This window comes from Pantoea sp. SOD02 (assembly GCF_024707505.1).
In the GTDB taxonomy this organism is placed as follows: domain Bacteria; phylum Pseudomonadota; class Gammaproteobacteria; order Enterobacterales; family Enterobacteriaceae; genus Pantoea; species Pantoea symbiotica.
The window spans coordinates 3,283,685-3,308,800 of record NZ_CP102604.1 but is presented as its reverse complement, the minus strand read 5'-3'; the positions used below and the strand labels follow the sequence as shown (position 1 = coordinate 3,308,800).

The following is a 25,116-nucleotide window of genomic DNA, read 5'->3' as shown; positions in this document are numbered from 1 at the left end:
CCATGTTTGAAATTAATCCGGTCAAAAATCGTATTCAGGATCTCACCGAGCGCAGCGACGTTCTTCGGGGGTATCTTTGACTACGATGCTAAGAAAGAACGCCTCGAAGAAGTAAACGCCGAGCTGGAGCAGCCAGACGTCTGGAATGAACCCGAGCGCGCGCAAGCGCTGGGCAAAGAACGTGCTTCACTGGAAGCCGTGGTCGAAACCCTGGATCACATGAAACAAGGCCTGGAAGATGTGCAGGGCCTGCTGGATCTGGCGGTGGAAGCCGACGACGAAGAGACCTTCAACGAAGCGGTTGCCGAGCTTGATGCACTGGAAGTGAAGCTGGGCGAACTGGAATTCCGTCGTATGTTCTCCGGCGAATATGACAGCGCCGACTGCTACATGGATATTCAGGCCGGTTCCGGCGGCACCGAAGCGCAGGATTGGGCCAGCATGCTGCTGCGCATGTATCTGCGCTGGGCGGAAGCCAAAGGCTATAAAACCGAAATTATCGAAGAGTCAGACGGTGAAGTGGCCGGAACCAAATCCGCCACCATTAAAATCATCGGCGACTACGCGTTTGGCTGGCTGCGTACCGAAACCGGCGTTCATCGCCTGGTGCGTAAGAGCCCGTTCGATTCCGGCGGCCGTCGTCATACCTCATTCAGTTCGGTGTTTATCTACCCGGAAGTGGATGACAACATCGATATCGATATCAATCCCGCCGATCTGCGTATCGACGTTTACCGCGCCTCCGGTGCGGGCGGCCAGCACGTTAACAAAACCGAGTCTGCGGTGCGTATTACCCACTTGCCGACCAACATTGTGGTGCAGTGCCAGAACGACCGTTCACAGCACAAGAACAAAGATCAGGCCTTCAAGCAGTTACGCGCCAAGCTGTACGAGTATGAGATGCAGAAGAAAAACGCGGACAAGCAGGCAGCGGAAGATAACAAATCTGATATCGGCTGGGGCAGCCAGATTCGTTCTTATGTTCTCGACGATTCACGCATCAAGGATCTGCGCACCAGCGTAGAAACCCGCAACACCCAAGCGGTGCTGGATGGCGATATCGATCGTTTTATTGAAGCAAGTTTAAAAGCAGGGCTATAAGGAACCGACATGTCTGAACAACAACCGCAGAGCGCTGATGCCGCCCTTGAGTTAAACAACGAACTGAAAGCGCGTCGCGAAAAACTCAGCGCGCTGCGTGAAAAAGGCGTGGCGTTTCCTAACGATTTCCGCCGCGACACCACGTCCGATGTGCTACACGCCAGCTATGACGCTAAAGAGAACGAAGAGCTGGAAGCGCTGGGCGTAGAAGTGAGCGTGGCCGGTCGTATGATGACGCGCCGCATCATGGGGAAAGCGTCATTCGCTACCCTGCAGGATGTCGGCGGCCAGATTCAGATCTACGTCTCACGTGACGATCTGCCAGAAGGCGTCTACAACGAGCAGTTCAAAAAGTGGGATCTCGGCGATATCCTCGGTGCGCGCGGTAAGCTGTTCAAAACCAAAACCGGTGAGCTGTCGATCCACATCACTGAGCTGCGTCTGCTGACCAAAGCGCTGCGTCCGCTGCCGGACAAATTCCACGGCCTGGCCGATCAGGAAACTCGTTATCGTCAGCGTTATCTCGATCTGATCTCCAACGACGATTCGCGCAAAACCTTCAAAATTCGCTCACAAATCATGGCCGGCATTCGCCAGTTCATGGTTAACCGCGAGTTTATGGAAGTGGAAACCCCGATGATGCAGGTGATTCCTGGCGGCGCGTCTGCGCGTCCGTTCATCACCCATCACAATGCGCTCGACATCGATATGTACCTGCGTATTGCACCAGAACTGTATCTGAAGCGCCTGGTAGTAGGCGGATTTGATCGCGTGTTCGAGATCAACCGTAACTTCCGTAACGAAGGCATTTCGCCGCGCCATAATCCAGAGTTCACCATGATGGAACTCTATATGGCGTATGCGGATTACAAAGATCTGATCGAGCTGACTGAAAGCCTGTTCCGTACCCTGGCGCAGGATGTGCTGGGCACCACGGAAGTGCCGTATGGCGATCACAGCTTCGATTTCGGTAAGCCGTTTGAGAAGCTCACCATGCGTGAAGCGATCAAGAAATACCGTCCGGAAACCGACCTGAGCGATCTGGAAGACTTCGATAAAGCGGTAGCGATTGCTAAATCGCTGCACATCAAAGTCGAGAAGAGCTGGGGCCTCGGCCGCGTAGTAACGGAGATCTTCGAAGAGACCGCTGAAGCGCACCTGATTCAGCCAACCTTCATCACCGAATACCCGGCTGAAGTGTCACCGCTGGCGCGTCGTAATGACGAGAACCCGGAAATCACCGACCGCTTTGAGTTCTTCATCGGCGGCCGTGAAATCGGTAACGGCTTCTCGGAGCTGAACGATGCAGAAGATCAGGCTGAGCGTTTCCTGCAGCAGGTGAATGCGAAAGAGTCTGGCGATGACGAAGCGATGTTCTACGACGAAGACTACGTCACCGCGCTGGAGCACGGCCTGCCGCCAACCGCAGGTTTGGGCATTGGTATCGACCGTATGGTGATGTTGTTCACCAACAGCCACACCATCCGTGACGTCATTCTGTTCCCGGCACTGCGCCCGACCGGTAAGTAATCCTCTCCGGCATCTTGTAGGGTCGCCATTCATGGCGACCTTTTTTTATTCCCGCCTTCCAAAACAAAATTCCTGATGACAACCCGGCACGCTCTGTGCAGGATGGTTTTTTTCATTTTCAGGGAATCACCATGAGTGCAAAAGCGGCAACGTTAGAGGGCCGGATTCGTCAGCACTGGGATCAACTCTCCAGCCACGAGCAGCGACTTGCCGATGTGCTACTCGCCGCACCGGGCCAGCTAGCCATGAACACCGCCACCGAACTGGCGCACAGCGCGGGCGTCTCCAAAGCCACCACCACGCGCTTCTTCCGCCATCTCGGCTACGAAAGTTATGAAGCCGCACGCCGCCAGGCACGTGAAATGCAGAGCAGCGGATCACCGCTCTACCTGCAACCGGCACCCAGCGCGTCGCCGCTGGCCAGCATCATGCAGCAGCATCTGGAAAAAGAGATCGCCAATCTGGTCAACAGCTATCGCACGCTGGACAGCGAACAGTTGCAGCAGGCGGTCACCGCCATCAGCCAGGCGCGACGCGTGGTGGTGATGGGCTGGCGCCACAGCCAAACCATCGCGCATCTGATCTATCGCGACCTGATCCATATTCACTCCGACGTGCGTCTGCTGCCGCGTCCCGGCGATTCGCTGGCGGAACATATGGCGGCTCTAACCGCTGAAGATGTGGTGATCTGCGTCGGTTTGCGTCGGCGTATGCCCGCGCTGGAAGCGGCAATGAACGCACTGGCCGAGCGCAACGTGCCAATGCTATATATCGCCGACGTGCTCTCCGGCAAACCGGCGCGCCATGCGCAGTGGGTAATCCGCTGTCACACCGACAGCAGCCTAATCTTCGACAGCACCGCCGCGCTCTCTGGCGTGTGCAATCTGCTCTGTTCACTGGTGGCCCGACAAATGGGTAAAGCCAGCAACGATCATCTCGCGCAAATCGAAGCGCTGCACCAAACCCTCGACGAACTCGAATAATGCGCCGTGCTGGCGCATGGTGCGCCAGAAAAATCACCAAAACGGTGCAATTCTGTCCACTCTCCGCCAATCCATTCATCCCCATTCTGCATCATGTGAAATCATGGAAATTAAAAATAAAAAACAAGAAACAAATGTTTCCAGTTGATTTTATTAGCTAAAGAATGAGTTGTTGTGGGTTTCCCTACGTAGTGGTGAAAAAACTGGCACAAAATATGCTCAGTAGAAAAAGACATTTCACCAACACCAGGGAAACACCATAATGAAAAAAACAGCACTGCTGATTGCCGCACTTCTCTCCGTAGGCACTATGGCGCAGGCGCAAGCCGACACGCTGGCCGACATCAAAAGCAGCGGCAAAATCACCGTCGGTATCGATCCAACCTTTCCTCCATACGAATACACCGATGACAAAGGCGAGATCACCGGCTACAGCGTGGCGATCATGCAATCCTTCGCCAAAGATCTCGGTGTGAAACTGGAGTTTCAGAAAACCGCCTTCAGTGGCATTTTGCCGGGCCTGATTTCGGGCTCCTTCAATGCCGAAGGTTCATCCCTTAACGTCACGGCGGAACGCGCGAAGAAAGTGCTGTTCACCGTGCCGTACAGCAAAACCGTTAATGGCGTGCTGGTGCGTGAAGCCGAGGCGAAAACCTTCAGCGGCAAAACCCTGAGTCCGGAAAGCTTATCGGGTCTGCGCGGCGCGGTGAAAACCGCCAGCGTGCCAGAGCAACTGCTGAAGGGCTTCAACGAGCAGTTGAAGAAAGAGGGTAAAAAACCGATCACCATCATCAACGTCGATTCACTGGATCAAACCGTCAGCACCTTGATGACCAAACGCGCCGACTTCGTTTATGACGACATCTCGGTACTCGCGCCGGTGGCAAAAAAATATGCCGGTAAAGTGGCGCAGGTCGGCGAAGTCGGCCCGTCGCAGTGGATGGGTTGGGCGACACGTAAAGAAGATGGCAGCCTGAATAAAGCCATTAGCGACCACATCCTGGCGATGCAGAAAGATGGCGAACTGACCAAACTGCAGCAGCAGTATCTCGGCACCACCTTTACCGTGCCCGCCAGCGACTTCATTCCGCAGGAGTAATTATGTGCCAGTCCAACCTGACGGTGCCCGCCGGCTTTGGCAAAACCTTCCGCGTGCGCAGGGGCCAGTTTATTACCGTGATTGATAGTGAAGGGCAGCAGGCGGCCGATTTCGTCGCGGTGAATGCCGATGATCTGAATGAGAAGCTGTCGCCGGTGCATACGCGTCAACAACTGCGCTCGCTGTTCTTCAAGCCGGGCGACGCGCTGTGGTCGAGTGAAAACCGTCCGATGCTGCGCATTCTTGCCGACAGCATCGGCATCCACGACGCCAACGTGCCCGCCTGCGATCGCACCCGTTTCAGCATCGATTTCGGTGTTGAAGGGCATCGCAACTGCGTGGATAACCTGCTGGAAGGGATGAAGGAATTTGGCGTCACTTACTTCTCGCTGCCAGAGCCGTTCAACCTGTTCCAGAATGGCCCGGTCACCGCCGATGGCCGCATGGAAGTGACCGATCCCAACAGCAAAGCGGGCGACAGCATCACCTTTGAAGCGCTGTGCGATCTCATCTGCTCGGTCTCATCCTGCCCGCAGGACATCATTCCCGGCAATGGCCTGCAGGTGACGCCCATCGACATCGTGGTCAGCGACCATTTTCACGCTCAGGAGATGAATCATGCTGTTAATGCGTGAAAGTTATGAAGAAACCGCTGTGCGCACGCTGGCTGAACCGGTGCAGGTTGCACCGGGCAGCATCGGTTCGATTCGCGTGCTGCGCGGCCAGTTACTGCGCATCACCGCACAGGGCGACGGCGCGGTGGCTTCGCTGTTTGGCTTCAGCCTGGCCGATCCCGCCGTATGGCTGTCGGTGCATCACACGCGGGTGTTCAGCAACAGCTACCTGCTCGGTTCCGGCATGCGTCTGGTGAACAACCGTCGCCGTCCGATGATGGTGCTGGGCAAAGACAGCGTGAAGCGTCACGACCTGCTGCTGCCGGCCTCCACCACGGCGTTTCTCAATGAACGCGGCTATCAGGGCGAAGGTAGCCTTGATGCGCTGCGTGGCGAGCTGGCGCGTCTGGGCATGGTGGTGCCGAAGCTGCCGGATCCCATCAACCTGTTTATGCACGTCAAGCTGACGCGGGAAGGCGATATTCTGCCGGAAACCAACCTGACCAAAGCCGGCGACAGCATTACCTGTCGCGTGGTGATGGACACGCAGTTCATCGTCTCCGCCTGCAACACCGGCATTGAGGGCAACGATCGTCCCGCGCCGCTGCTGCTGTCGGTGGCGGAAAACCTGCACGACTTTAACGCGGAGTAACGCATGGGGCTGGATCAACAGGTAGTGGCCGCGCTGCCGGAACTCGGACACGGCCTGCTGATGACGCTGGTGCTCACCGTGCTGGCGTCGTTGGTCAGCGTAGTGATGGGGCAGCTCGGCTGCTTCCTGCAGCTGCGTCGTGCCTGGATCTGGCGCGCCATCGGGCGTTTCTATGTCAGCGTGATGCGCGGAACGCCGGCGATTGTGCAGCTGTTTGTGGTGTTTTTCACCTTGCCGCGGCTGGGATTGGGCGGTCAGCCAATGCTGGCCGCGGTGATTGCCATTGGCCTCAACAGCGGCGCTTACGTGGCGGAAATCCTGCGCGTCAATCGCAGTCTGGTGACGCGCGGACAGCTGGAAGCGTCGCGCACCTTGGGCCTGAGTCGCTTGCTGACGTGGTGGTACGTTATCAATCCACAAGTGATGCGCGCCAGTCTGCCGATGCTGGTGAATGAGTTCACTATTCTGCTGAAAACCACGCCGCTGGCGTCGGTGGTGGCGCTGACCGAACTGACCTACGCCGGACAGATCGTCATCGCCCGCACCTACGAAGCCACGCAGGTTCTGCTGCTGGTGGCGGCCGGTTATCTGCTGATCGCCATGCCGTTAATTGCGGCGGCGCGTCGTTTAGAAGCGAAACGGAGGTTGGCGTAATGGATTGGCAGGCAATTATCACCTCTTTGCCATCGCTCGGTGACGGCCTGATCGCCACTTTGCAGCTCTGTCTGGTGGCGGCGCTCTGCTCGCTGCTGTGGGGCGCGCTGCTGGCCGTGCTGCTGATGCGCGCCTCGCGGTTCTGGCTACGGTTGCTCAATCTTTACAGCGGCTTAACCCTCGCGCTGCCGCTGCTGGTGGTGATCTATCTGCTCTACTTTGTGCTGCCGGAATATGACATCACGCTGTCATCGCCGGTGGTGGGCGTGCTGGCATTGACGCTCTATTACGCGCCTTACATTGCGCAGGTGATCCGCTCGGCGATTGATGCGCTGCCAAAAGGTCAATGGGAAGCGTGCCGCGTGCTGGGCCTGAGCCGCAGTGAACAGCTGCGCGATGTGGTTTTGCCGCAAACCCTGCCGCAGATGCTGTCGCCGCTGGTCGGGCTGATGATCGGTTTGATTAAAGACTCTGCGCTGCTGTCGATTGTCTCGGTGCAGGAGTTTATGTACGCCGCCAAACAGGCGATTTCGGATACCTACGCGCCGCTGGAGATCTATCTCACGGTGGCGCTCTGTTACTGGCTGCTCAACAGCGTCATCGACTGGCTGGCGCGCGGCCTTGAATCTCGCATGACGCGCTATCGTCGTGCCATGCAGCATTAATCAGGAGAACAACATGTCGGCTGAATTTCAGCATCGTGAAGCGATGACCATTCCCGCGCGCTACGGCAAAGCGGTGCGTCTGCAGAAAGGTGAAGCGGTGCAGGTGATTAACCTGCACGGCACGCAGGTGGTGGATTGCTGGGCGTATAACGCTGAAGACGTGAGTGAATATATGTGTATGGAGGCGACGCGCGTGTGGAATCAGCGTCTCAATCCCAAAGTGGGCGACAGCTTTATCACCAGCCAGCGCCACCCGATTTTGACGCTGGTGGCAGATACCTCGCCAGGCGTGCACGACACCTTTATGGCGGCCTGCGACGCGCGTCGTTATGAGCTGCTCGGCTGCACCGAACCGCATCGCAACTGCCATGACAATCTGTTTGAAGGCATGAGCGAGTTAGGCGTGACGCTGCCGCACGGCAATCTGGCCTCGTTTAATATCTTTATGAATATTCAGGTGCAGCCGGATGGCATCACGCTGAAGACGCTGCCGGTGGTGACGAAGCCGGGCGACTATATTGTGCTGCGCGCCGAGATGGATTGTTTTGTGGCATTTTCCGCCTGTCCGCAGGATATCGTCAGCATTCAGGGGCAGGGCGATAACACCCCACGCGATGCCGAGCTACGTATTTTGACCAGCGGATTCCCGCAGGTGCAGTTGAAGGGCGCGTGGGTTCCCGCGTGATTCCGTAGGGTCGCCATTCATGGCGACCTTGCTAAACATCGCACAATCCTAAGACTTCACCACCCCATCCAGCCACGCCTGAAACCGCGCATACGGCACATACAGCGCCACATTCTTAAACAGCGTCTTGCCGCTTTTATTGTCATCGATCTGGCTGCTGTAACCAACAATCACGCCCGCCAGCGTATCATCGCTGGCGTTATACACCGCGCCGCCGGACATGCCTTTCACCACACCGGCATTGGCCGCCACCACCACACAGCTGGCCTTGTTCCAGTCATTCGCCAGCGTGGTGTTGATCAGATTTTTGCCGCTCGACGCCACCGGCATCGCGGAAATAAAGCTGTAACCATACAGATTCACTTCATCGCCAATATGGCTATTGCGAAACGGCGGTGGCAGATTGGCTTCGCTGTTTTTGTGGTACACCACGGCGATATCGCATTCGGGATGCCAGGCTTTCACCCGATAGAGTGAATACTTGGCCACGTGGGCCGCCGTCAGGCTGTATTCGGGCGTGAGAGGAATGGTGGTGCCAAGCGCACCAATGCCCAGCACCGTTGGAATGCCGGTGACGGTCATATCGACGCGTTTTGCTGCTTCTTTGCTGTATTCGTAATGCCCAACAGAGCAGCCACTCAGGCAGCCAACCGTTAGCGCGATGAGCCATCGCATACGCTTTCCCCTCGATTTTTGACACCACATAACCGGGCAATCCATTGAGGTATCGGCAGTGCACGTCCATCCTTTACTGTTTGATTTTGCGTCAAAAGCTGACTCACTGTGATAAGGATCACATCCTTTTCAAGCGTAGCGCGGAAACATCAATCTGTCTCAATGGTTAGTTAGTGACATTTTCCCGCGCAGGGATTATTGCTGCGGGCGCAAATAAGCCTTGCGGCGCGCGGGGTGGTTGGCATGAGAGGGCTATGCTTTAATAACAGTGTGACGCAGTTCAAATTTTAATAAGCGTCTTTTGTAACCGTACTGCGCTCGCAGTGCGGCCCGCCTGCAAAAAATTATTGGGAGAGTGTGTTATGCCTGTTGCATTACTGGCGCTGGCGCTGAGTGCGTTCGCCATCGGCACCACGGAATTCGTCATTATGGGATTGCTGCCCGAGGTGGCGGGCGATCTGCAAGTGACGATTCCTTCTGCGGGATGGCTGATCAGCGGTTACGCGCTGGGCGTCGCCATTGGCGCGCCGATCATGGCGTTGCTGACCGCTAAACTGCCGCGTAAACGTACTCTGATTCTGCTGATGATCATCTTCATCATCGGCAACGTGCTCTGTGCATTGGCCTACACCTACAACCTGCTGATGCTGGCGCGTGTGGTGACGGCGCTGTGTCACGGTGCGTTCTTCGGCATCGGCGCGGTGGTAGCGGCGAGTCTGGTAGCTCCGGGTAAACAAGCTTCTGCTGTGGCGCTGATGTTCACCGGCCTGACGCTGGCGAACGTGCTCGGCGTGCCGCTCGGCACCTGGTTTGGTCAGATGTTTGGCTGGCGCGCCACCTTCTGGGGCGTGGCGATCATCGGCATCTTTGCCTTTATCGCGCTGATTGTGAGCCTGCCGACCAACAAAGAAGAGAAGCCGGTGCATCTGGCGAGTGAAATCAGCGCGCTGGCCAACGGTAAACTGTGGCTGTCGCTGCTGATGACGGTGTTCTTTGCGGCGGCGATGTTTGCGCTGTTCAGCTACATTGCGCCGCTGCTGCTGCAGGTGACCGGCATCTCGGATCGTGGTGTCAGCTGGACGCTGTTCCTGATTGGCGCGGGTCTGACCGTCGGCAACATCCTTGGCGGCAAGCTGGCCGACTGGAAAGTGTCGTTCAGTCTGATCCTCAGCTTTGTGCTGATTGCGCTGTTTTCGCTGCTGTTCAGCTGGACCAGCCATGCGCTGTGGCTGGCGGAAATCACGCTGTTCCTGTGGGCGATGGCGACCTTCGCCACCGTGCCGGGCTTGCAGATTAACGTGGTGCGCCACGGCAAAGATGCGCCAAATCTGGTTTCGACGCTGAATATCTCCGCCTTCAACGTCGGCAATGCGCTCGGCGCTTGGGTCGGCGGCGCGGTGATCGAAAAAGGTTATGGCCTGACGTCGGTGCCGGTTGCCGCTGCTGCACTCGCGGCAGTTGGCCTGGTGATCTGCCTGATCACCTTCCGCAAATCGGGCGGGCAGGGCGAAGCGGTCAACGCTTAAGCCAGCCGCTCGGCAATACGTTGTGGAAACGCGGCCACTTGCTGTTGCAGGTGGTCGCAGAAGTGATCGACCAGCGCTGAAGCCGGTCGATGCTGCGGCCGCACCAGACTGACGGTGAAGGGCACGGCAATGCTGAAACGACGCATCACCACACCGCTGTCGGCGTAATCCAGCGCCGTCAGCGGATTCACAATCGAAATCCCCACGCCTGCACGCACCATCGCGCACACCGACGCCGCGCTGTGCGTCTCCAGCACCAAACGACGCTCTACATTCTGCTCATGAAACAGCGAATCCAGCAGCTGACGATAGCTATCGCTGCGCGACAGGCTGACGTAGTTTTCACCGTGGAAATCCTGCGGCGTCAACACCTCGCGCTGACACAGCAGATGCTGTGGCGGCAGCACGCACACTTCATCACAGGTCAGCAGCGGCACACGTTCGGTGCCCGCTGGCGGGTGTTGGGTTTCGGTCAGGCCGAGATCGTAACGCTGTGCCGACAGCCACTCTTCCAGCAGCGGCGACTCCTGCGGAATAATATTCAGGCTGACCTGCGGATAGCGCTGAAGAAAGGGCTGCAGCAGCGGCGGCAACAGCGACTGCGAAAACACCGGCAAACAGGCGATCGACAATTCGCCCTGACGAAACTGACGCAATCCCTCGGCGGCATCCATGATGCGGTCCAGTCCGTACCACGAGCGCTGCACCTCTTCGTACAGCCGCAAGCCTTGCACCGTCGGCTGCAGGCGGCCACGCACGCGTTCGAACAGTTGCAGGCCAAGCTGCTGCTCCAGGCGCGCCAGTTCACGGCTCACCGTCGGCTGCGAAGTGTGCAGCAGCGTGGCCGCCTGCGTCAGGTTGCCGCTGGTCATCACCGCGTGAAAAATTTCGATATGTCGCCAGTTAATTTTTGCCATCGTCTCCTCCGCTCAACCCATATCATATTTGTATAGATGTCGCTAAAACAGATATTTTTCTGAATTGATGCGCTGTGGCTAAATAGCCTCAATGACACAGGAGAATTGACATGCCACGCCCACTCAACAACAGCGAAACCGCGTTAACTGCCGCCAACTTACTGCCGCTGGCTCAGCGTTATTCTGGCCCATTCTGGGCGTACGATGCCGCAATTATTCAGCAGCGCATTGCGCAACTCGGCGCCTTTGACGTGGTGCGTTTTGCGCAGAAAGCCTGCTCCAATATTCACATTCTGCGTCTGATGCGCGCGGCGGGCGTCAAAGTCGATTCGGTGTCGCTGGGTGAAATCGAGCGTGCTATTGCCGCCGGTTATCAGCCGGGCGGCGAAGATATCGTTTTCACCGCCGATGTGTTCGATCAGCCAACGCTGACGCGCATCGCCGAGCTGAAAGTGCCGGTCAATGCCGGTTCGGTGGATATGCTGCATCAACTGGGCGAACTGTCGCCGGGCCACGCGGTGTGGCTGCGCATCAATCCTGGCTTTGGTCACGGTCACAGCCAGAAAACCAACACCGGCGGTGAGAACAGCAAGCACGGCATCTGGCACCGCGATCTGCCGCTGGCGCTGGCGGCGATTCAGCAGCACGGCCTGCATCTGGTCGGCCTGCATATGCACATCGGTTCCGGCGTGGATTACGGCCATCTGCAGCAGGTGTGTGACGCAATGGTCGATCAGGTGGTGGCGTTTGGTCAGGATCTCGAGGCGATTTCTGCCGGCGGCGGTTTGTCGATTCCTTATCGCTTTGGCGAAGAAGCCATTGATACCCAGCACTATTACGGCTTGTGGAACGGTGCGCGTGAGCGTATCGCCGCGCATCTCGGTCATCCAGTGAAACTGGAGATCGAGCCAGGCCGTTTCCTGGTGGCCGAATCGGGCGTGCTGGTGTCGCAGGTGCGTGCGGTGAAAGAGATGGGCAGCCGTCACTTTGTGCTGGTCGATGCCGGTTTCAGCGATTTGATGCGTCCGTCGATGTACGGCAGCTATCATCACATTTCTCTGCTGCCGGTCGATGGCCGCGCGCTGGGCGACGCCACTGTCGAGAGCGTGGTGGCCGGTCCGCTGTGTGAATCGGGCGACGTGTTCACGCAGCTGGAAGGCGGCAAAGTGGAAACCCGCGCGCTGCCTGCGGCGCAGGTCGGCGATTATCTGGTGTTCCACGATACCGGCGCGTACGGCGCATCGATGTCCTCGAACTACAACAGCCGCCCGCTGATTCCGGAAGTGCTGTTCGAGAATGGCGCACCGCGTGAAATTCGTCGTGCGCAGACCATTCAGGAGCTGCTGGCGCTGGAGCTGATCTGATGAAGATCGTCGCGCTCAGCGAAGTACCGCATCATGCCTCGCAGATCACCGATTGGCTGTGGCAGGCGTTTGGCGATGGTACGTCGCGTGAGTTTTACGACAGCATTGTGCGCAGCAGCCTCAACGGCGCCGATTTCCCGGTGACCTTTGTGGCGCTTGATGGCGACATACCGCTCGGCACGGTGGGATTCTGGCGCTGCGATTTGATCAGCCGTCAGGATCTCACGCCGTGGGTGGCGGCGCTGTTTGTCGAGGAGTCTGCGCGCGGCAAGGGATTGAGCGAAGCGCTGCAGCAGCATGTGATCGATTTCGCGCAGCAGCGAGGTCATGACAAGCTGTGGTTATGGTCAACGTTTGGCGGTTATTACGAGCGTTTTGGCTGGCAGTATCAGTGCGACGCGCTGGAGTTCCCGGATGTGCGGGTGAAGGTGTATTCGCGAAGTTTGTAACCAGGTCGGCATGAATGCCGACCCTACGAAAGACGGTTAGGACTTAACCCGGTCCACTCACCGAATGCCGTCTTACCAGCGTCGGGCTAAACATATTGGTCACTTCCGGCATCTCGCTGCCATTGGCGAGCGCCAGCGCCAGTTGCGCCGCCTGCTGCGCCATGGTGACAATCGGGTAGCGCACCGTGGTTAAACGCGGGCGCACATAGCGCGATACCAGCACATCATCGAAGCCAATCAGCGACATCTCTTCCGGCACGCGAATGCCGTTATCACTCAGCACCGCCAGCGCGCCGGCGGCCATCGAATCGTTGTAGCAGGCCACCGCCGTGAACTGCTTGCCGCGTCCCATCAGCTCGGTCATCGCCTGTTCGCCGCCCACTTCGTCCGGTTCGCCCCACGCCACCAAACGGTCGTTACACGGCAAACCGTGCTCTTTCAGCGCGTCGTAATAGCCTTGCAGCCGATCTTCGGCATCGGAAATGGTGTGAGTGGAGCAGATAAAGGCGATTTGCGTATGGCCTTGCTGAATCAGATGACGCGTTGCCAGCCACGCGCCGTAGCGGTCATCCAGCGCGATGCAGCGATGTTCAAAACCTTTCAGCAGACGATTCAGCAGCACCATGCCCGGCACCTGCTTCATCAGCATCTCTAAATCGTCATCGGGGATTTTCTTGGCGTGCACCACTAAGGCGGCGCAGCGATGGCGCATCAGTTGCTCAATCGCCTGACGCTCTTTTTGCTCATTGTGGTAACCGTTACCAATCAGCAAAAAGTTGCCGGTCTGGCCCGCAACTTCATCCACCGCTTTGACCATCGCGCCAAAAAACGGGTCGGAAACATCGCCCACCACTAAACCCAGGGTTTCGGTGGATTGCTGCGCCAGGGCGCGTGCATTGGCGTTCGGGTGATACTGCAACTGCTCCATTGCCGCCGTGACGGCGAGGCGAGAACTCTCGCTGGCTTTGGGCGAATTATTGATGACGCGGGAGACGGTCGCAACCGACACCCCAGCCATACGGGCAACATCCTTAATGGTAGCCATGCGATTATCGACATCCGGGAAAACGTTTACACATGCCACCAGTGTTACGGAAAACCCACCCTGTAGCAACCCGGCAGAATGCCAGCGCTGTCGCAAAAGCACGGAAAATCAGGCGCTCACAGCCGTGCTTTAGCTCAATTACAGCCTCATGTTATGCTGCCAGACATCATTACACCTGCCTGCCGGACCCAAAAACCATGAAAACTCGCGTGCCACACCTGGCGCACTGGGGCGCATTCACTGCCGTCACTGAAAACGATCGCCTGATTGGCTGTGAACCCTTCTTCGCCGATGCCGATCCGTCGCCGATGCTCAACACCATTCCTGAACTGGTCTATTCGGACAAGCGTATTCGCCAGCCGATGGTGCGCCGTTCATGGTTGAAGTCGCGCGAGAACAGCGATCGCACCTTACGCGGGCGGGAAGATTTCGTGGCGGTGGATTGGGATACCGCGCTGGATTTGGTGGCGGAAGAGAATCGCCGCGTGCGCGATCGCTACGGCGCATCCGGCATTTTCAACGGCTCATACGGCTGGTCATCCGCCGGGCGCGTCAACCACGCGCGCACGCTGATTCGCCGCTTCTATTTTCAGGGCGGCGGCGGTGTCGACCAGCAAGGTAACTACAGCTGGGGCGCGGCGCAGTTCTTCCTGCCGTACGTGATTGGCACCTATATGCCGCTGACCGGCCGCGTGACCGATTGGCCGGAAGTGGTGCAGCACGCCGACATCTTTATCGCCTTTGGCGGCCTGGCGCTGAAAAATGGCCAGGTGGCGTCCGGCGGCGCGGGGCAGCACAGCCTGAAACCGGCGCTGGAGCAGCTTAGCGCTAAAGGCACGCCAATCATCAACATCAGCCCGATGCGCGATGACTGTCCGGCGTTCGTCAATGCCGAGTGGATTCCGATTCGCCCAAACACCGACGTGGCGCTGATGCTGGCGCTGGGTTTTGAAATCACCCGCTGTAACGCGCTGGATGAAAGCTTCCTCGCTAGCCACTGCACCGGCTGGCCGCAGCTGCGCGGCTATCTGCTTGGTGAAAGCGATGGCATTGCTAAAACGCCTGCGTGGGCCAGCAACATTACCGGCATTCCGGCGGCGCGCATTGCGTTGCTGGCGCAGCAGCTGATGGGCAAACGCAGCTTTATTACCTGCTCCTATTCGGTTCAGCGCGCCCATCGCGGCGAGCAGCCGTACTGGATGATGATTGCGCTGTCGTCGATGCTCGGTCAGCCGGGCTTGCCGGGCGGCGGTTTCTCCTTTGGTCACGGCTCGATGAACAGCGTCGGCAATCCGCGTCAGGACGGTCCGGCACCGATGATGAGCACCGGCCCGAATCCGGGCAATTTGTCGATTCCGGTGGCGCGCATCAGCGACATGCTGCTCAATCCCGGCCAGCCGTACGCATTCCAGGGCGAAACTCAGCACTATCCCGATATCCACTTAGTGCACTGGGCGGGCGGCAATCCGTTCCATCATCATCAGCAGCTAAATCGTCTGGTGGAAGGCTGGCAGCGCCCGGATACGGTGATTGTGCAGGATATCGTCTGGACGCCGGCGGCGCAGATGGCGGATATCGTGCTGCCCGCCACCACCACGCTGGAGCGCAACGACATCGGCGGATCGTCACGCGATCGCTTTGTGCTGGCGATGCATCAGGCGATCAAGCCGCAACATCAGGCGCGTAACGATTTCGATATCTTCGCCGATATCGCCGATCGTCTGGGCTATCGTGATGTGTTCACCGAAGGGCGCAATGAGATGCAGTGGATTGAGCATCTGTATCAGCAGTGCGCGGTAGCGCATGCGCGTCGTGATATTCCCTTCCCGGAGTTCGGTGAGTTCTGGGAGCGCGGTTTTGTCGAGATCCCGGAAGGCGGCAAGCCGTTCGTGTTTATGGATGATTTCCGCGCCGATCCGATCAGCCATCCGATTCAAACCGCCAGCGGCAAGATTGAGCTGTTCTGCCAGACCATCGCCGATTATCAGTTGGACGATTTCGCTGGACATCCGGAGTGGCGCGAGCCGCAGGAGTGGCTGGGTGCGCCGCTCAGCGCCGAGTTCCCGCTGCATATGATCTCGATTCAGCCGTCCGATCGTCTGCACAGTCAGATGGATGCCACCGCCACGGTGCAAGGCAACAAAACCGCCGGACATGAGACGCTGTATATGCATCCGCAGGATGCGGCAACGCGTGATATTCAGGATGGCGATGAGATTGAGGTGAGCAACGCGCGTGGTCGCATGCTGGCCGGTGTGCGCCTGACCGACGGTTTAACGCCGGGCGTAGTGATCATCGCCACCGGCGCCTGGTTTGATCCCGGATTTGGTCGCGGCTGGCAGCCGTGGGATCGCGCTGGCAACCCGAATGTACTGACATTAGACATCGGCACCTCGTCGTTAACCCAGGGCCCTAACGCCATGAGTTGCCTGGTGGAAATCAAAAAACATCTGATGTGAATGGGCAACGAATAATCTCATCGCTGGTTACATTTTGCCGGTAACTGTTGCGTTTAGGAGATGGTTTCCCAGCGTGCCGCCTTGCTACAGTCAGGGTCCCAGAGGTATTGATGGGTGAACATCAAAAAGTTTTCTTGATTACACCGACCTGCGCAGATGCGCAGGTTTTTTTTTGCTTAACGAATCGAAACACAGTTTTCCTGTCAACTCGGTTTACGTTTCTTTATAACTGCTGGCATTAAGCCTGATTTTTTATCGCAGTGGACGTTATGCCTCCTATTAAAAAATTTCTGGGAAAAGACCAGATAAAAGCGCCATTTAACCCGTTTCGTTTTCGCCTGATTTGCCTTGGCGTTTTCTGCTGTCTGGTGCTGTTGCTGATCTGCGTTGGTGACCTGCAGCTGATCAAGCATCCGATGCTGGAGCACGAAGCCGATCAGCGCTCGCTGCGAACCGTGACGCTGCCGACCAACCGTGGCACCTTGCTGGACCGCGACGGCCAGGCGTTAGCGCTGAGCGTTCCGGCGCGTGACATCATCGCCGATCCAATGCGCGTGCTGGAGGCGAATCCCGATTTCACCAGCGCCAAATGGGCGTATCTCGCTGCAGCGCTCAATCAGCGTCCGGAAGATCTACGTGCGGCCATCACCGCCAACCCGAAAAAACGCTTCCTCTATCTGGGCCGCAAAATCGAACTCGGCATCGCCAAAGATATCGCCGAGTTGAAACTGAAAGGCATCAGTTCGGTGTACAACGACAGCCGTTTCTATCCGATGAGTGAAGCGGCCGCGCCGCTGATTGGCATCGTGGGAGCCGACAGCAACGGCTTGAACGGCATCGAAAAAGGCTTCGATCATGTGCTGCAGGGCGATCCCGGCAAAGAGGTTTATCGTCAGGATGGCGAAGGCAACATCATTGCGATGATCGATTACCAGCCGCCACAGCAGCCGCCAACCGTGCAGCTCAGCATCGACAAGTTCGACCAATTTACGCTCTACAGCAAACTGCGCGACGGCGTGCTGCTCAACAAGGCGGATTCAGGCGCGGCGGTATTGGTGAAAATCGACACCGGCGAAATTCTGGCGATGGCTTCTTATCCGTCGTTCAACCCGAACAACTACGAAAACGCCACGCCGGCGCAGATGCGTAACTCGGCGATCAACGACAGCTACGAACCAGGCTCCACGGTGAAACCGCTGGTGGTGATGGAAGGTCTGGAGCGCCATCTGGTGCGCGCCGATTCGGTGATCGATACCACGCCGTACAGCGTTAACGGCCACCTGATCCGCGACGTTGGCCACTGGCCGCGCCTCACCATGACCGGCATCCTGCAGAAATCGAGTGACATCGGCGTCTCGCACATTGCGCTGGCGATGCCCGCTGAAGCGCTGGTAAACACCTATCAGGCGTTTGGTTTGGGGAAACCTACCGGGCTGGGATTGACCGGCGAGAGCGTCGGTTACTTCCCGCTGCACCGCGAGCGCTGGGCCGATATCGAACGCGCCACCTTCGCCTTTGGCTACGGCTTGCGTGTCACGCCGCTGCAGATTGCGCGTGAATACGCCACGCTCGGTTCGTACGGCGTCTATCGTCCGCTGTCGATCACCAAAGTGACGCCGCCGGTGTTAGGCAAGCAGGTGGCGAATCCGCAGGTGGTGCAAACCGTGGTGCACATGCTGGAGAGCGACGTGCTGCCGGGCGGCACCGGTGTCAGAGCGGCTGTACCGGGTTATCGTCTGGCGACTAAAACCGGTACCGCAGAGAAGATGGGCACCAGCGGCAAGTATGATGGCGGTTATATCAACTACACCGCAGGCATCGCGCCTGCCAGCCATCCGGAAGTGGCGCTGGTGGTGATGATCAACCATCCCACCGCTGGCGATCACTTTGGTGGCTCGGTGGCGGCACCCATCTTCGGCAACATCATGGGCCCGGTACTCAAGCACATGAACGTGGCACCTGACGCGATCTACAGTAAACCTTCTTCAGACAAATCTTAGTTAAATCAAAAGTGTAAGTGAGGTGTGGAGAATATTCACACCTCGTTTCACTTCCCCAAACACCGTTGCTTTTTGCACCTGTCTTTCACCGGCTCAACGGTGCGAGTATGGACATCCCAGAGGTATTGATGGGTGTGAAACAAGCTGCTTTGGCAGTACCCTGTTATTACACCGACCCACGCAGATGCGTGGGTTTTTTTTGCCTGTTATTTACTGCCGCGCGAACTCGCTCACACCTCTTGTCTGAGTCTTAACACTTCCCCGGCAACATAAAAATATCTGGTTGTGTAACCTGTATGTAACGCACCGCGATGTCGCATTCCATGGCGGTTCGCTAGCCCCTTACAGTGTTGGTAGCGCTTTAGGGGGCGATTTTTTATTGCGATTCGTTGAGGCCACCCGCAATGCCAAAAACCAAAGACCGCACGCCAAAAGGCGAGGGCCGATCCTCGGCGTTTCAATTACGTATTCATCCGGAGCTGCACGAACAGCTGCGCAGTGTGACTGACGACGACAACGTCACGCTGTCGTGCTGGTTAAAAGAGCTGGCGCGCCGCGAATTGCGCCGCCGCGGCATCGAACCGAAGGGATAACCGTAGGGTCGTCATTTATGACGACCTTGCCAATGACCGTACTGTGCGGCCTTCGGAACGGTCACCATGAATGGCGACCCTACGGGTGCGATATGCACGGACGCTATCCCCATTAAAAACCCGCGAAAAGCTAAAATTCCCAACGATTTATGGCACGAAAGGTTTACCATTTTCCTTTGGAAAATATATTTTACGCAACCTTAACAACCTCGCTTAACCCGCCTCCCTACAATGACTTTTTGAGTCATTACCTTCGTGACTATTCCCTTCCTATCTTTTAGAGAACAACTATGCGCCTGAAACTTCTTTCTGCCAGCGTGGTGTTTTTACTGGCAGCCTGTGACCAGGGCGGAGCAAAGCCCGCCGCATCCGCCACCCCGCAAGTGGGCGTGGTCAACCTGAAAGCGGAACCCGTTACGCTCGTTACCCAATTACCAGGCCGGACCACGGCGGTGAGAACCGCGCAGGTGCGTCCGCAGGTGAGCGGCGTGATTGAAAAAATCCTGTTCACTGAGGGCGGTGAAGTGAAAGCCGGCCAGCCGCTGTATCAAATCGATCCGGCCACCTACAAAGCGGCCTACGACAAAGCGATGGCGACCTGGCAGAACGATGCGATGGTGGTGAAGCGCTATCAGCCGCTGGCCAACGCGCACGCCATCAGTCAGCAAACTTACGACGATGCGGTCGCCGCCGCGCGTGAAGCGCAGGCCGATGTGGAAACCGCCAAGGTGAATCTCGATTATACGCTGGTGAAAGCGCCGATTTCCGGCCACATCAGCCGCTCGCTGTATACCGCTGGTGCGCTGGTCACCAATGGGCAAACCGATTATCTCGCCACTATCACTCAGCTTGATCCGATCTATGTTGATGTCAGCGAATCGTCCACCGACTTGCTGCGTCTGCGCCGCGCGTTGGCGGAAGGCAAGATTGCCAAAGTGGCCGACAACACCGCCGCCGTTGGCCTGTCGCTGGAAGATAACAGCCAGTACGCCGAGCAGGGCAAGCTGGCATTCTCGGAAGTCAACGTCGATACCGCCACCGGCACCGTGGTGCTGCGCGCGGTGTTCCCGAACCCTAATAACGAATTACTTCCCGGCATGTACGTGCACGCCAGCTTCCCGCAGGGCATTCAGCAGCAAGGCATTTTGCTGCCGCAAGAGTCAATCATGCATGACACCAAAGGTCAGCCGTATGTCTATGTGGTGAAAAGCGACAACACCATTGAGCAGCGCAGCATCAACACCGGCGAGATGATCAAAGGCGAATGGCTGGTAACGTCGGGCCTGCAGCAAGGGGAAAACGTGGTGGTGAACAACCTGCAAAGCGTGCGCAGCGGGGTGAAAGTCACCACCACCGCCGCCAACACCAATGACACGCCATCCGCTAATGCGGTGAGTCTTTCGATGACTGACGCAGCAGCGCAATAAGGGGGCGGCATGTCGAAGTTTTTTATTGAACGTCCAATTTTTGCCTGGGTTATCGCGATTATCGTGATGCTGGTGGGCGCGATTGCCGCCATCAGTTTGCCGGTCAATCAATATCCCAACATCTCCGCGCCAGCGGTTTCCATCTCGGTGACCTATCCGGGCGCCAGCGCTGAAACCACGCAAAACACCGTGGTGCAGGTGATTGAGCAGCAGCTGAACGGTCTGGATGGTTTGCGTTATCTGGAGTCGAGCAGCGCCTCGGACGGCAGCGCGCAGATCATCGCCACCTTTAATCAGGGCATCAATCCCGATATTGCCCAGGTTCAGGTACAGGATCGCGTGTCGCTGGCGGAGTCGCAGCTGCCCACCGATGTCACGCAGCAAGGCATCCGCATCCGTAAGTACCAGAAAAACTTCATGATGGTGATTGGGCTGATCTCCAAAGACGGCAAGCTGACCAACGGCGATCTGGCCGACATGCTGGTGTCGAAACTGGAAGATCCGATCTCGCGTACGCCGGGCGTCGGCGACTTCATGGTGTTGGGCTCGGAATACGCGATGCGCATCTGGCTCGATCCGGCCAAGCTGTACAAATACAACCTGATGCCGAGCGATGTTACCACCGCGATTGATAACCAAAACGTGCAGGTGTCGTCTGGTTCACTGGGCGGATTGCCGACCATTCAGGGCGCAAAAACCGAGGCGACGATCCTCGGCAAAACCCGTTTCACCACCGTGAAGCAGTTTGAGAATGTGCTGTTGAAAGTGAACAGCGACGGCTCGCAGGTGCGGCTGAAAGATGTGGCCAGCGTAGCGCTCGGGCCGCAGAGCTACGGCATCGACGCCACCATGGACGGCAAACCGGCCGCCGGTATCGCGCTGCGTCTGGCAACCGGTGCCAACGAACTGGATACCGCCAAAGCGGTGCGCCAAACCATCGCCGACCTGAAAGATTCGCTGCCGGATAACGTCGAGATTCAGTATCCGTACGACACCTCGCCGGTGGTCAGCGCCTCGATTGAAGAAGTGGTGAAAACGCTGATCGAAGCGGTAGTGCTGGTGTTCTTCGTGATGCTGATCTTCCTGCAAAACCTGCGCGCCACGCTGATCACCACGCTGGTGGTACCGGTGGTGCTGCTGGGCACCTTCGGCATTCTGTCGGCGTTTGGTTACAGCATTAACACTCTTACCATGTTCGGTATGGTGCTGGCCATCGGGCTGCTGGTGGATGACGCCATCGTGGTGGTGGAGAACGTCGAGCGTGTGATGCACGAAGAGCATCTCGATCCCAAAGCTGCCACCATCAAGTCGATGCAGCAGATTCAGGGCGCGCTGTTTGGCATCGCGCTGGTGCTGTCGGCGGTGCTGCTGCCGATGGCGTTCTTCTCCGGATCGACCGGCGTGATTTACCGCCAGTTCTCGGTCACCATCGTCTCGGCGATGGCGCTGTCGGTGATCATGGCGCTGATCTTCACGCCCGCGCTGTGCGCCACCTTGCTGAAACCGGCGGCGGCGGAGCACAAAACCACCGGGTTCGCCGGTTGGTTTAACCGCAAGTTCGACAGCGGCGCGATGCATTACACCAACGGCGTCAGCAAAGTGATTTCCCGTCGCGGCCTGTTCCTGGTGATCTATCTGGTGATCGTCGGCGTGACGGGCTTTTTGTTCACCCGCGTACCAACCACCTTCCTGCCGGGTGAAGATCAGGGCTTGATGATGGTGCAGATCACGCTGCCAGTGAATTCGTCGTCGCAGCGCACTCAACAGGTAATCAACGATCTCAACGCCTATCTGCAACAGAACGAAGCGTCGGTGGTGACCACCACCTTTGGCGTGGCGGGCTTTAACTTTGCCGGTCGCGGCCAGAGCAACGCCATGGCCTTTGTGCGCCTGAAAGATTGGGGCGACCGCACGCACAGCGGGCAAAGCGTGCAGGATTTGGCGAACCGCGTGATGGCGCACTTCGCCAACTATCAGAACGCCAAAATCTTCGCCATGGTGCCGCCAGCGGTGATGGAGCTGGGTAACGCCACCGGCTTCGATCTCTATCTGCAGGATACCGGCGCGCACAGCCATCAGCAGATGATGGATGCCGCGCACCAGCTTATTTCGCTGGCGAACAAAGATCCGCATCTGGCGCAGGTCCGTCTTAACGGGCTGGAAGATGAGCCGCAGTATCAGCTGGAGATCAATGATGAGAAGGCCAGCGCGCTTGGCCTGAGCATGACCGACATCAACAACACCTTGTCGGTGGCGTGGGGCTCCAGCTACATCGATCAGTTCATGTATAACGGCCGCGTGAAAGAGGTCTATCTGATGGGCAAAGCGGACTCACGCGTCACGCCGTCCGATCTCGACAAATGGTACTTCCGCAACAGCAGCGGCACCATGGTGCCATTTTCCGCCTTTGCTTCGGGCAAATGGGTGTACGGCTCGCCGCACTTTGAACGCTTTAACGGCCTAACCGCCGAAGAGATCCTCGGATCGCCCGCGCCAGGCCAAAGTACCGGTGAAGCGATGAAGGCGGTGGAGCAGCTGGCGAAGCAACTGCCGCACGGGTTCCGCGTGCAGTGGTACGGCATTTCGTATGAGGAGCAAGCCTCAGGCAGCCAAACCACGCAGCTCTATCTGATCTCGATTCTGGTGGTGTTCCTGTGTCTGGCAGCGCTGTACGAGAGCTGGTCGATCCCGTTCTCGGTGATCATGGTGGTGCCGCTCGGCATTCTCGGCACCATCAGCGCGGTGCTGCTGCGCGGCCTGCAGAACGATGTGTTCTTCCAGGTTGGCTTACTCACCACGGTCGGGCTGGCGGCGAAGAACGCCATTCTTATCGTCGAGTTCGCCAAAGAGCTGCATGAGCGCGAGGGCAAAACACTGGTGGAAGCGGCGGTGGAAGCGGCGCGGCTGCGTATCCGTCCAATCATCATGACCTCGATGGCGTTTATTCTCGGCGTGCTGCCGCTGACCATCTCCAACGGCGCGGGCGCAGGCAGTCAGCACTCAATTGGTACGGCGGTGGCGGGCGGAATGATCACCGCCACCTTCCTCGCCATCTTCTTTGTGCCGATGTTTTACGTGGTGGTTTCGCAGTTCTTTGCGCGCAAGAAAAAAGCCGCAGCAGAGACCGTGCAAGACAGTTAAACGGTCGCCATGAATGGCGACCCTACAGGTTTTGTAGGGTGCGCATTGATGCGCACCTTCATACAAAGGCACTTGAATGCTTAAGTTAAAAATGAACACTAAAAATTTCCGTCTCGCGCTGTTGCCGCTGATGCTGGTATTGGCCGGATGCAGCATGGCACCGCACTATCAGCGCCCGGCGCTGCCGGTGGATGCTAAATACGACCAGGCGACGCCGGTCGGCAACGTCGCGGATTTGCCGTGGCAGAACTTCTTCACTGATGCCACGCTGCGCAACCTGATTCAGCTGTCGCTCGACAACAACCGCGACCTGCGCGTGGCGGCGCTGAATGTGCAAGAGGCGCAGCAGGGCGTCACGGTGCAGCGCGCGGCGTTGATGCCGTCGATCAACGCCACGGCCAGTCAGACCTCGGCGCATGAACCGGCCAATCTCTACAACACCAAAACCAGCGGCGCGGTGACCTATCACGAGCTGAACAGCGGCTTGAGTGTGACGTCGTGGGAGCTGGATTTCTTTGGTCGCCTGCAAAGCCTGAGCGATCAGGCGCAGGAAACCTATCTGTCGAGCGCCGCCACCGAGCGCGCCACGCGCATCTCGCTGATTGCGGAAGTGGCGACGGCGTGGCTGACGCTGAGTTCGGATAACGATCTGCTGCATCTGGCGCAACGTACCGCGCAAAGCCAGCAGGAATCGTATCGCCTGACCAAACTCAGCTACGACGGCGGTGCCAGCAGCGATCAGGATCTGGCGCAAGCTGAAAGCACGGTGCGCGCGGCGCAGGCCGACGTGGCGAGTTACACGCGGCAGGTGCGGCAGGATGTCGATGCGCTGCGCTTGCTGGTCGGCACCGATCTGCCCGCCACGCTGCTGTCGCACGCCACGCTGGACGCCAACTGGCAATTCCCGGCCACGCCGGCTGGCTTGCCGTCGGACCTGCTGACGCGTCGCCCGGACATCATGGCAGCGGAGCACACGCTGAAGGCGGCGAATGCCAATATCGGCGCGGCGCGTGCCGCCTTCTTCCCGAGCATCACGCTGACCGCGTCCGGCGGCTCCAGCAGCAGTTCGCTTGGCAGCCTGTTGGGCGGCGGCACCGGCGCATGGTCATTCATGCCATCGATTAATCTGCCGATTTTTGACGGCGGTAAAAACGAGGCCAACCTGAATATCGCGCATATCGAAAAACGCATCGACATTGCTGATTACGAGAAAGCGATTCAAACCGCCTTCAAAGAGGTGAACGATGCGCTGGCCGGGCAGGATACCTGGCAGGATCAGCTGACGGCGCTGCAACAGGAGGTTGGCGCGAATCAGCGCGACTACGACTATTCCGCTTTGCGTTTCAAGCAAGGCGTAGACAATTATCTCAATGTGTTAGTGGCCCAGCGATCGCTTTACAGTTCGCAGCAGTCGCTGATCAGCGCGCATCTGGGCCAGCTGAGCCAGAAAATCACCCTGTACAAGGCGTTAGGCGGCGGCTGGAAATCTTAATCGCCTTAACGAAACCCTTACGGTTCGCGTATGGAATTCGCGCGG

General features: G+C 57.9%; 21 protein-coding genes. 18 read left to right on the top strand and 3 right to left on the bottom strand.

The features are described 5' to 3' along the window. Positions 1 to 2: 2 nt before the first annotated feature. The 9 genes from prfB (at position 3) to NR302_RS15305 (ending at position 7,983) form a co-directional block, all read left to right on the top strand. Positions 3 to 1,101 (top strand): peptide chain release factor 2 gene (prfB, locus tag NR302_RS15345; protein ID WP_258143857.1). Its coding sequence is split into 2 segments (ribosomal slippage): positions 3 to 77 and positions 79 to 1,101, totalling 1,098 coding nucleotides; the frame shifts between segments, so codons are not numbered across the junction. A gap of 9 nt (positions 1,102 to 1,110) precedes the next feature. After that, positions 1,111 to 2,631, top strand: a complete 1,521-nt coding sequence (lysS, locus tag NR302_RS15340; RefSeq protein WP_154155352.1) for a lysine--tRNA ligase — start codon at positions 1,111 to 1,113, stop codon at positions 2,629 to 2,631. 131 nt (positions 2,632 to 2,762) lie between these two features. Beyond that, positions 2,763 to 3,614, top strand: a complete 852-nt coding sequence (locus NR302_RS15335) for a MurR/RpiR family transcriptional regulator (RefSeq protein WP_258143855.1) — start codon at positions 2,763 to 2,765, stop codon at positions 3,612 to 3,614. Positions 3,615 to 3,876: 262 nt separating this feature from the next. Next, positions 3,877 to 4,713 carry a transporter substrate-binding domain-containing protein gene (locus tag NR302_RS15330; RefSeq protein WP_154192403.1) on the top strand — a complete coding sequence of 279 codons (837 nt, stop codon included), beginning with the start codon at positions 3,877 to 3,879 and terminating at the stop codon, positions 4,711 to 4,713. Positions 4,714 to 4,715: 2 nt separating this feature from the next. After that, complete coding sequence (locus tag NR302_RS15325; RefSeq protein WP_258143853.1) at positions 4,716 to 5,348, top strand: urea carboxylase-associated family protein; 633 nt, start codon at positions 4,716 to 4,718, stop codon at positions 5,346 to 5,348. Further along, positions 5,332 to 5,979, top strand: coding sequence for an urea carboxylase-associated family protein (locus NR302_RS15320; RefSeq protein WP_258143851.1), 648 nt, complete (start codon positions 5,332 to 5,334; stop codon positions 5,977 to 5,979). The genes NR302_RS15325 and NR302_RS15320 overlap by 17 nt, the downstream gene beginning before the upstream one ends. Positions 5,980 to 5,982: 3 nt before the next feature. Then, positions 5,983 to 6,633, top strand: a complete 651-nt coding sequence (locus NR302_RS15315; protein ID WP_008108217.1) for an amino acid ABC transporter permease — start codon at positions 5,983 to 5,985, stop codon at positions 6,631 to 6,633. Further along, positions 6,633 to 7,298 (top strand): amino acid ABC transporter permease, encoded by a 666-nt coding sequence (locus NR302_RS15310; protein WP_258143850.1) that lies wholly within the window; start codon positions 6,633 to 6,635, stop codon positions 7,296 to 7,298. Before NR302_RS15315 ends, NR302_RS15310 begins: the two co-directional genes overlap by 1 nt. A gap of 13 nt (positions 7,299 to 7,311) precedes the next feature. Continuing rightward, positions 7,312 to 7,983, top strand: coding sequence for a DUF1989 domain-containing protein (locus tag NR302_RS15305; protein WP_061719875.1), 672 nt, complete (start codon positions 7,312 to 7,314; stop codon positions 7,981 to 7,983). 48 nt (positions 7,984 to 8,031) lie between these two features. Here the strand turns inward: NR302_RS15305 and NR302_RS15300 are convergent, their stop codons facing one another. Next, positions 8,032 to 8,658 (bottom strand): hypothetical protein, encoded by a 627-nt coding sequence (locus NR302_RS15300; RefSeq protein ID WP_008108213.1) that lies wholly within the window; start codon positions 8,656 to 8,658, stop codon positions 8,032 to 8,034. Between the two features lie 362 nt (positions 8,659 to 9,020). Between NR302_RS15300 and NR302_RS15295 the strand changes: the two genes are divergently transcribed. Continuing rightward, positions 9,021 to 10,184, top strand: coding sequence for an MFS transporter (locus NR302_RS15295; protein WP_061719877.1), 1,164 nt, complete (start codon positions 9,021 to 9,023; stop codon positions 10,182 to 10,184). On the opposite strand, the gene NR302_RS15290 is transcribed toward NR302_RS15295, so the two are convergent. Then, on the bottom strand, positions 10,181 to 11,101 hold the full coding sequence (locus tag NR302_RS15290) for a LysR family transcriptional regulator (protein WP_258143849.1): 921 nt from the start codon (positions 11,099 to 11,101) through the stop codon (positions 10,181 to 10,183). The two genes, NR302_RS15295 and NR302_RS15290, sit on opposite strands and share 4 nt — an antisense overlap. A 110-nt stretch (positions 11,102 to 11,211) precedes the next feature. On the opposite strand from NR302_RS15290, the gene lysA reads away from it, so the two are divergent. Next, complete coding sequence (gene lysA / locus NR302_RS15285) at positions 11,212 to 12,465, top strand: diaminopimelate decarboxylase (protein ID WP_258143848.1); 1,254 nt, start codon at positions 11,212 to 11,214, stop codon at positions 12,463 to 12,465. Further along, on the top strand, positions 12,465 to 12,914 hold the full coding sequence (locus NR302_RS15280; protein WP_154192399.1) for a GNAT family N-acetyltransferase: 450 nt from the start codon (positions 12,465 to 12,467) through the stop codon (positions 12,912 to 12,914). The genes lysA and NR302_RS15280 overlap by 1 nt, the downstream gene beginning before the upstream one ends. Positions 12,915 to 12,957: 43 nt before the next feature. Here NR302_RS15280 and galR read toward each other — a convergent pair whose 3' ends face one another. Beyond that, positions 12,958 to 13,959, bottom strand: a complete 1,002-nt coding sequence (galR, locus tag NR302_RS15275; RefSeq protein ID WP_036649453.1) for an HTH-type transcriptional regulator GalR — start codon at positions 13,957 to 13,959, stop codon at positions 12,958 to 12,960. 197 nt (positions 13,960 to 14,156) lie between these two features. Between galR and NR302_RS15270 the strand changes: the two genes are divergently transcribed. The 6 genes from NR302_RS15270 to NR302_RS15245 all read left to right on the top strand — a co-directional run bounded on the left by NR302_RS15270 (position 14,157) and on the right by NR302_RS15245 (position 25,071). Continuing rightward, positions 14,157 to 16,418 (top strand): molybdopterin-dependent oxidoreductase, encoded by a 2,262-nt coding sequence (locus NR302_RS15270; protein WP_258143847.1) that lies wholly within the window; start codon positions 14,157 to 14,159, stop codon positions 16,416 to 16,418. A 269-nt stretch (positions 16,419 to 16,687) separates the two neighbouring features. Beyond that, positions 16,688 to 18,418, top strand: coding sequence for a penicillin-binding transpeptidase domain-containing protein (locus NR302_RS15265; RefSeq protein WP_061719881.1), 1,731 nt, complete (start codon positions 16,688 to 16,690; stop codon positions 18,416 to 18,418). A gap of 404 nt (positions 18,419 to 18,822) precedes the next feature. Beyond that, positions 18,823 to 19,011: a hypothetical protein gene (locus NR302_RS15260; protein ID WP_061719884.1), complete on the top strand. Its 189-nt coding sequence runs from the start codon at positions 18,823 to 18,825 to the stop codon at positions 19,009 to 19,011. Positions 19,012 to 19,301: 290 nt separating this feature from the next. Continuing rightward, on the top strand, positions 19,302 to 20,438 hold the full coding sequence (locus NR302_RS15255) for an efflux RND transporter periplasmic adaptor subunit (protein ID WP_258143846.1): 1,137 nt from the start codon (positions 19,302 to 19,304) through the stop codon (positions 20,436 to 20,438). Positions 20,439 to 20,447: 9 nt separating this feature from the next. Further along, positions 20,448 to 23,579 (top strand): efflux RND transporter permease subunit, encoded by a 3,132-nt coding sequence (locus NR302_RS15250; protein ID WP_258143845.1) that lies wholly within the window; start codon positions 20,448 to 20,450, stop codon positions 23,577 to 23,579. A 91-nt stretch (positions 23,580 to 23,670) separates the two neighbouring features. Next, a complete protein-coding gene (locus NR302_RS15245) occupies positions 23,671 to 25,071 on the top strand; it encodes an efflux transporter outer membrane subunit (protein ID WP_258143844.1) in 1,401 nt (466 codons plus the stop codon). Positions 25,072 to 25,116: the final 45 nt, after the last annotated feature.

Coding starts and splice junctions, on each gene's coding strand:
- lysS (WP_154155352.1), top strand. CDS start 1,111: ATGTCTGAACAACAACCGCAGAGCGCTGATGCCGCCCTTGAGTTAAAC.
- NR302_RS15335 (WP_258143855.1), top strand. CDS start 2,763: ATGAGTGCAAAAGCGGCAACGTTAGAGGGCCGGATTCGTCAGCACTGG.
- NR302_RS15330 (WP_154192403.1), top strand. CDS start 3,877: ATGAAAAAAACAGCACTGCTGATTGCCGCACTTCTCTCCGTAGGCACT.
- NR302_RS15325 (WP_258143853.1), top strand. CDS start 4,716: ATGTGCCAGTCCAACCTGACGGTGCCCGCCGGCTTTGGCAAAACCTTC.
- NR302_RS15320 (WP_258143851.1), top strand. CDS start 5,332: ATGCTGTTAATGCGTGAAAGTTATGAAGAAACCGCTGTGCGCACGCTG.
- NR302_RS15315 (WP_008108217.1), top strand. CDS start 5,983: ATGGGGCTGGATCAACAGGTAGTGGCCGCGCTGCCGGAACTCGGACAC.
- NR302_RS15310 (WP_258143850.1), top strand. CDS start 6,633: ATGGATTGGCAGGCAATTATCACCTCTTTGCCATCGCTCGGTGACGGC.
- NR302_RS15305 (WP_061719875.1), top strand. CDS start 7,312: ATGTCGGCTGAATTTCAGCATCGTGAAGCGATGACCATTCCCGCGCGC.
- NR302_RS15300 (WP_008108213.1), bottom strand. CDS start 8,658: ATGCGATGGCTCATCGCGCTAACGGTTGGCTGCCTGAGTGGCTGCTCT.
- NR302_RS15295 (WP_061719877.1), top strand. CDS start 9,021: ATGCCTGTTGCATTACTGGCGCTGGCGCTGAGTGCGTTCGCCATCGGC.
- NR302_RS15290 (WP_258143849.1), bottom strand. CDS start 11,101: ATGGCAAAAATTAACTGGCGACATATCGAAATTTTTCACGCGGTGATG.
- lysA (WP_258143848.1), top strand. CDS start 11,212: ATGCCACGCCCACTCAACAACAGCGAAACCGCGTTAACTGCCGCCAAC.
- NR302_RS15280 (WP_154192399.1), top strand. CDS start 12,465: ATGAAGATCGTCGCGCTCAGCGAAGTACCGCATCATGCCTCGCAGATC.
- galR (WP_036649453.1), bottom strand. CDS start 13,959: ATGGCTACCATTAAGGATGTTGCCCGTATGGCTGGGGTGTCGGTTGCG.
- NR302_RS15270 (WP_258143847.1), top strand. CDS start 14,157: ATGAAAACTCGCGTGCCACACCTGGCGCACTGGGGCGCATTCACTGCC.
- NR302_RS15265 (WP_061719881.1), top strand. CDS start 16,688: ATGCCTCCTATTAAAAAATTTCTGGGAAAAGACCAGATAAAAGCGCCA.
- NR302_RS15260 (WP_061719884.1), top strand. CDS start 18,823: ATGCCAAAAACCAAAGACCGCACGCCAAAAGGCGAGGGCCGATCCTCG.
- NR302_RS15255 (WP_258143846.1), top strand. CDS start 19,302: ATGCGCCTGAAACTTCTTTCTGCCAGCGTGGTGTTTTTACTGGCAGCC.
- NR302_RS15250 (WP_258143845.1), top strand. CDS start 20,448: ATGTCGAAGTTTTTTATTGAACGTCCAATTTTTGCCTGGGTTATCGCG.
- NR302_RS15245 (WP_258143844.1), top strand. CDS start 23,671: ATGAACACTAAAAATTTCCGTCTCGCGCTGTTGCCGCTGATGCTGGTA.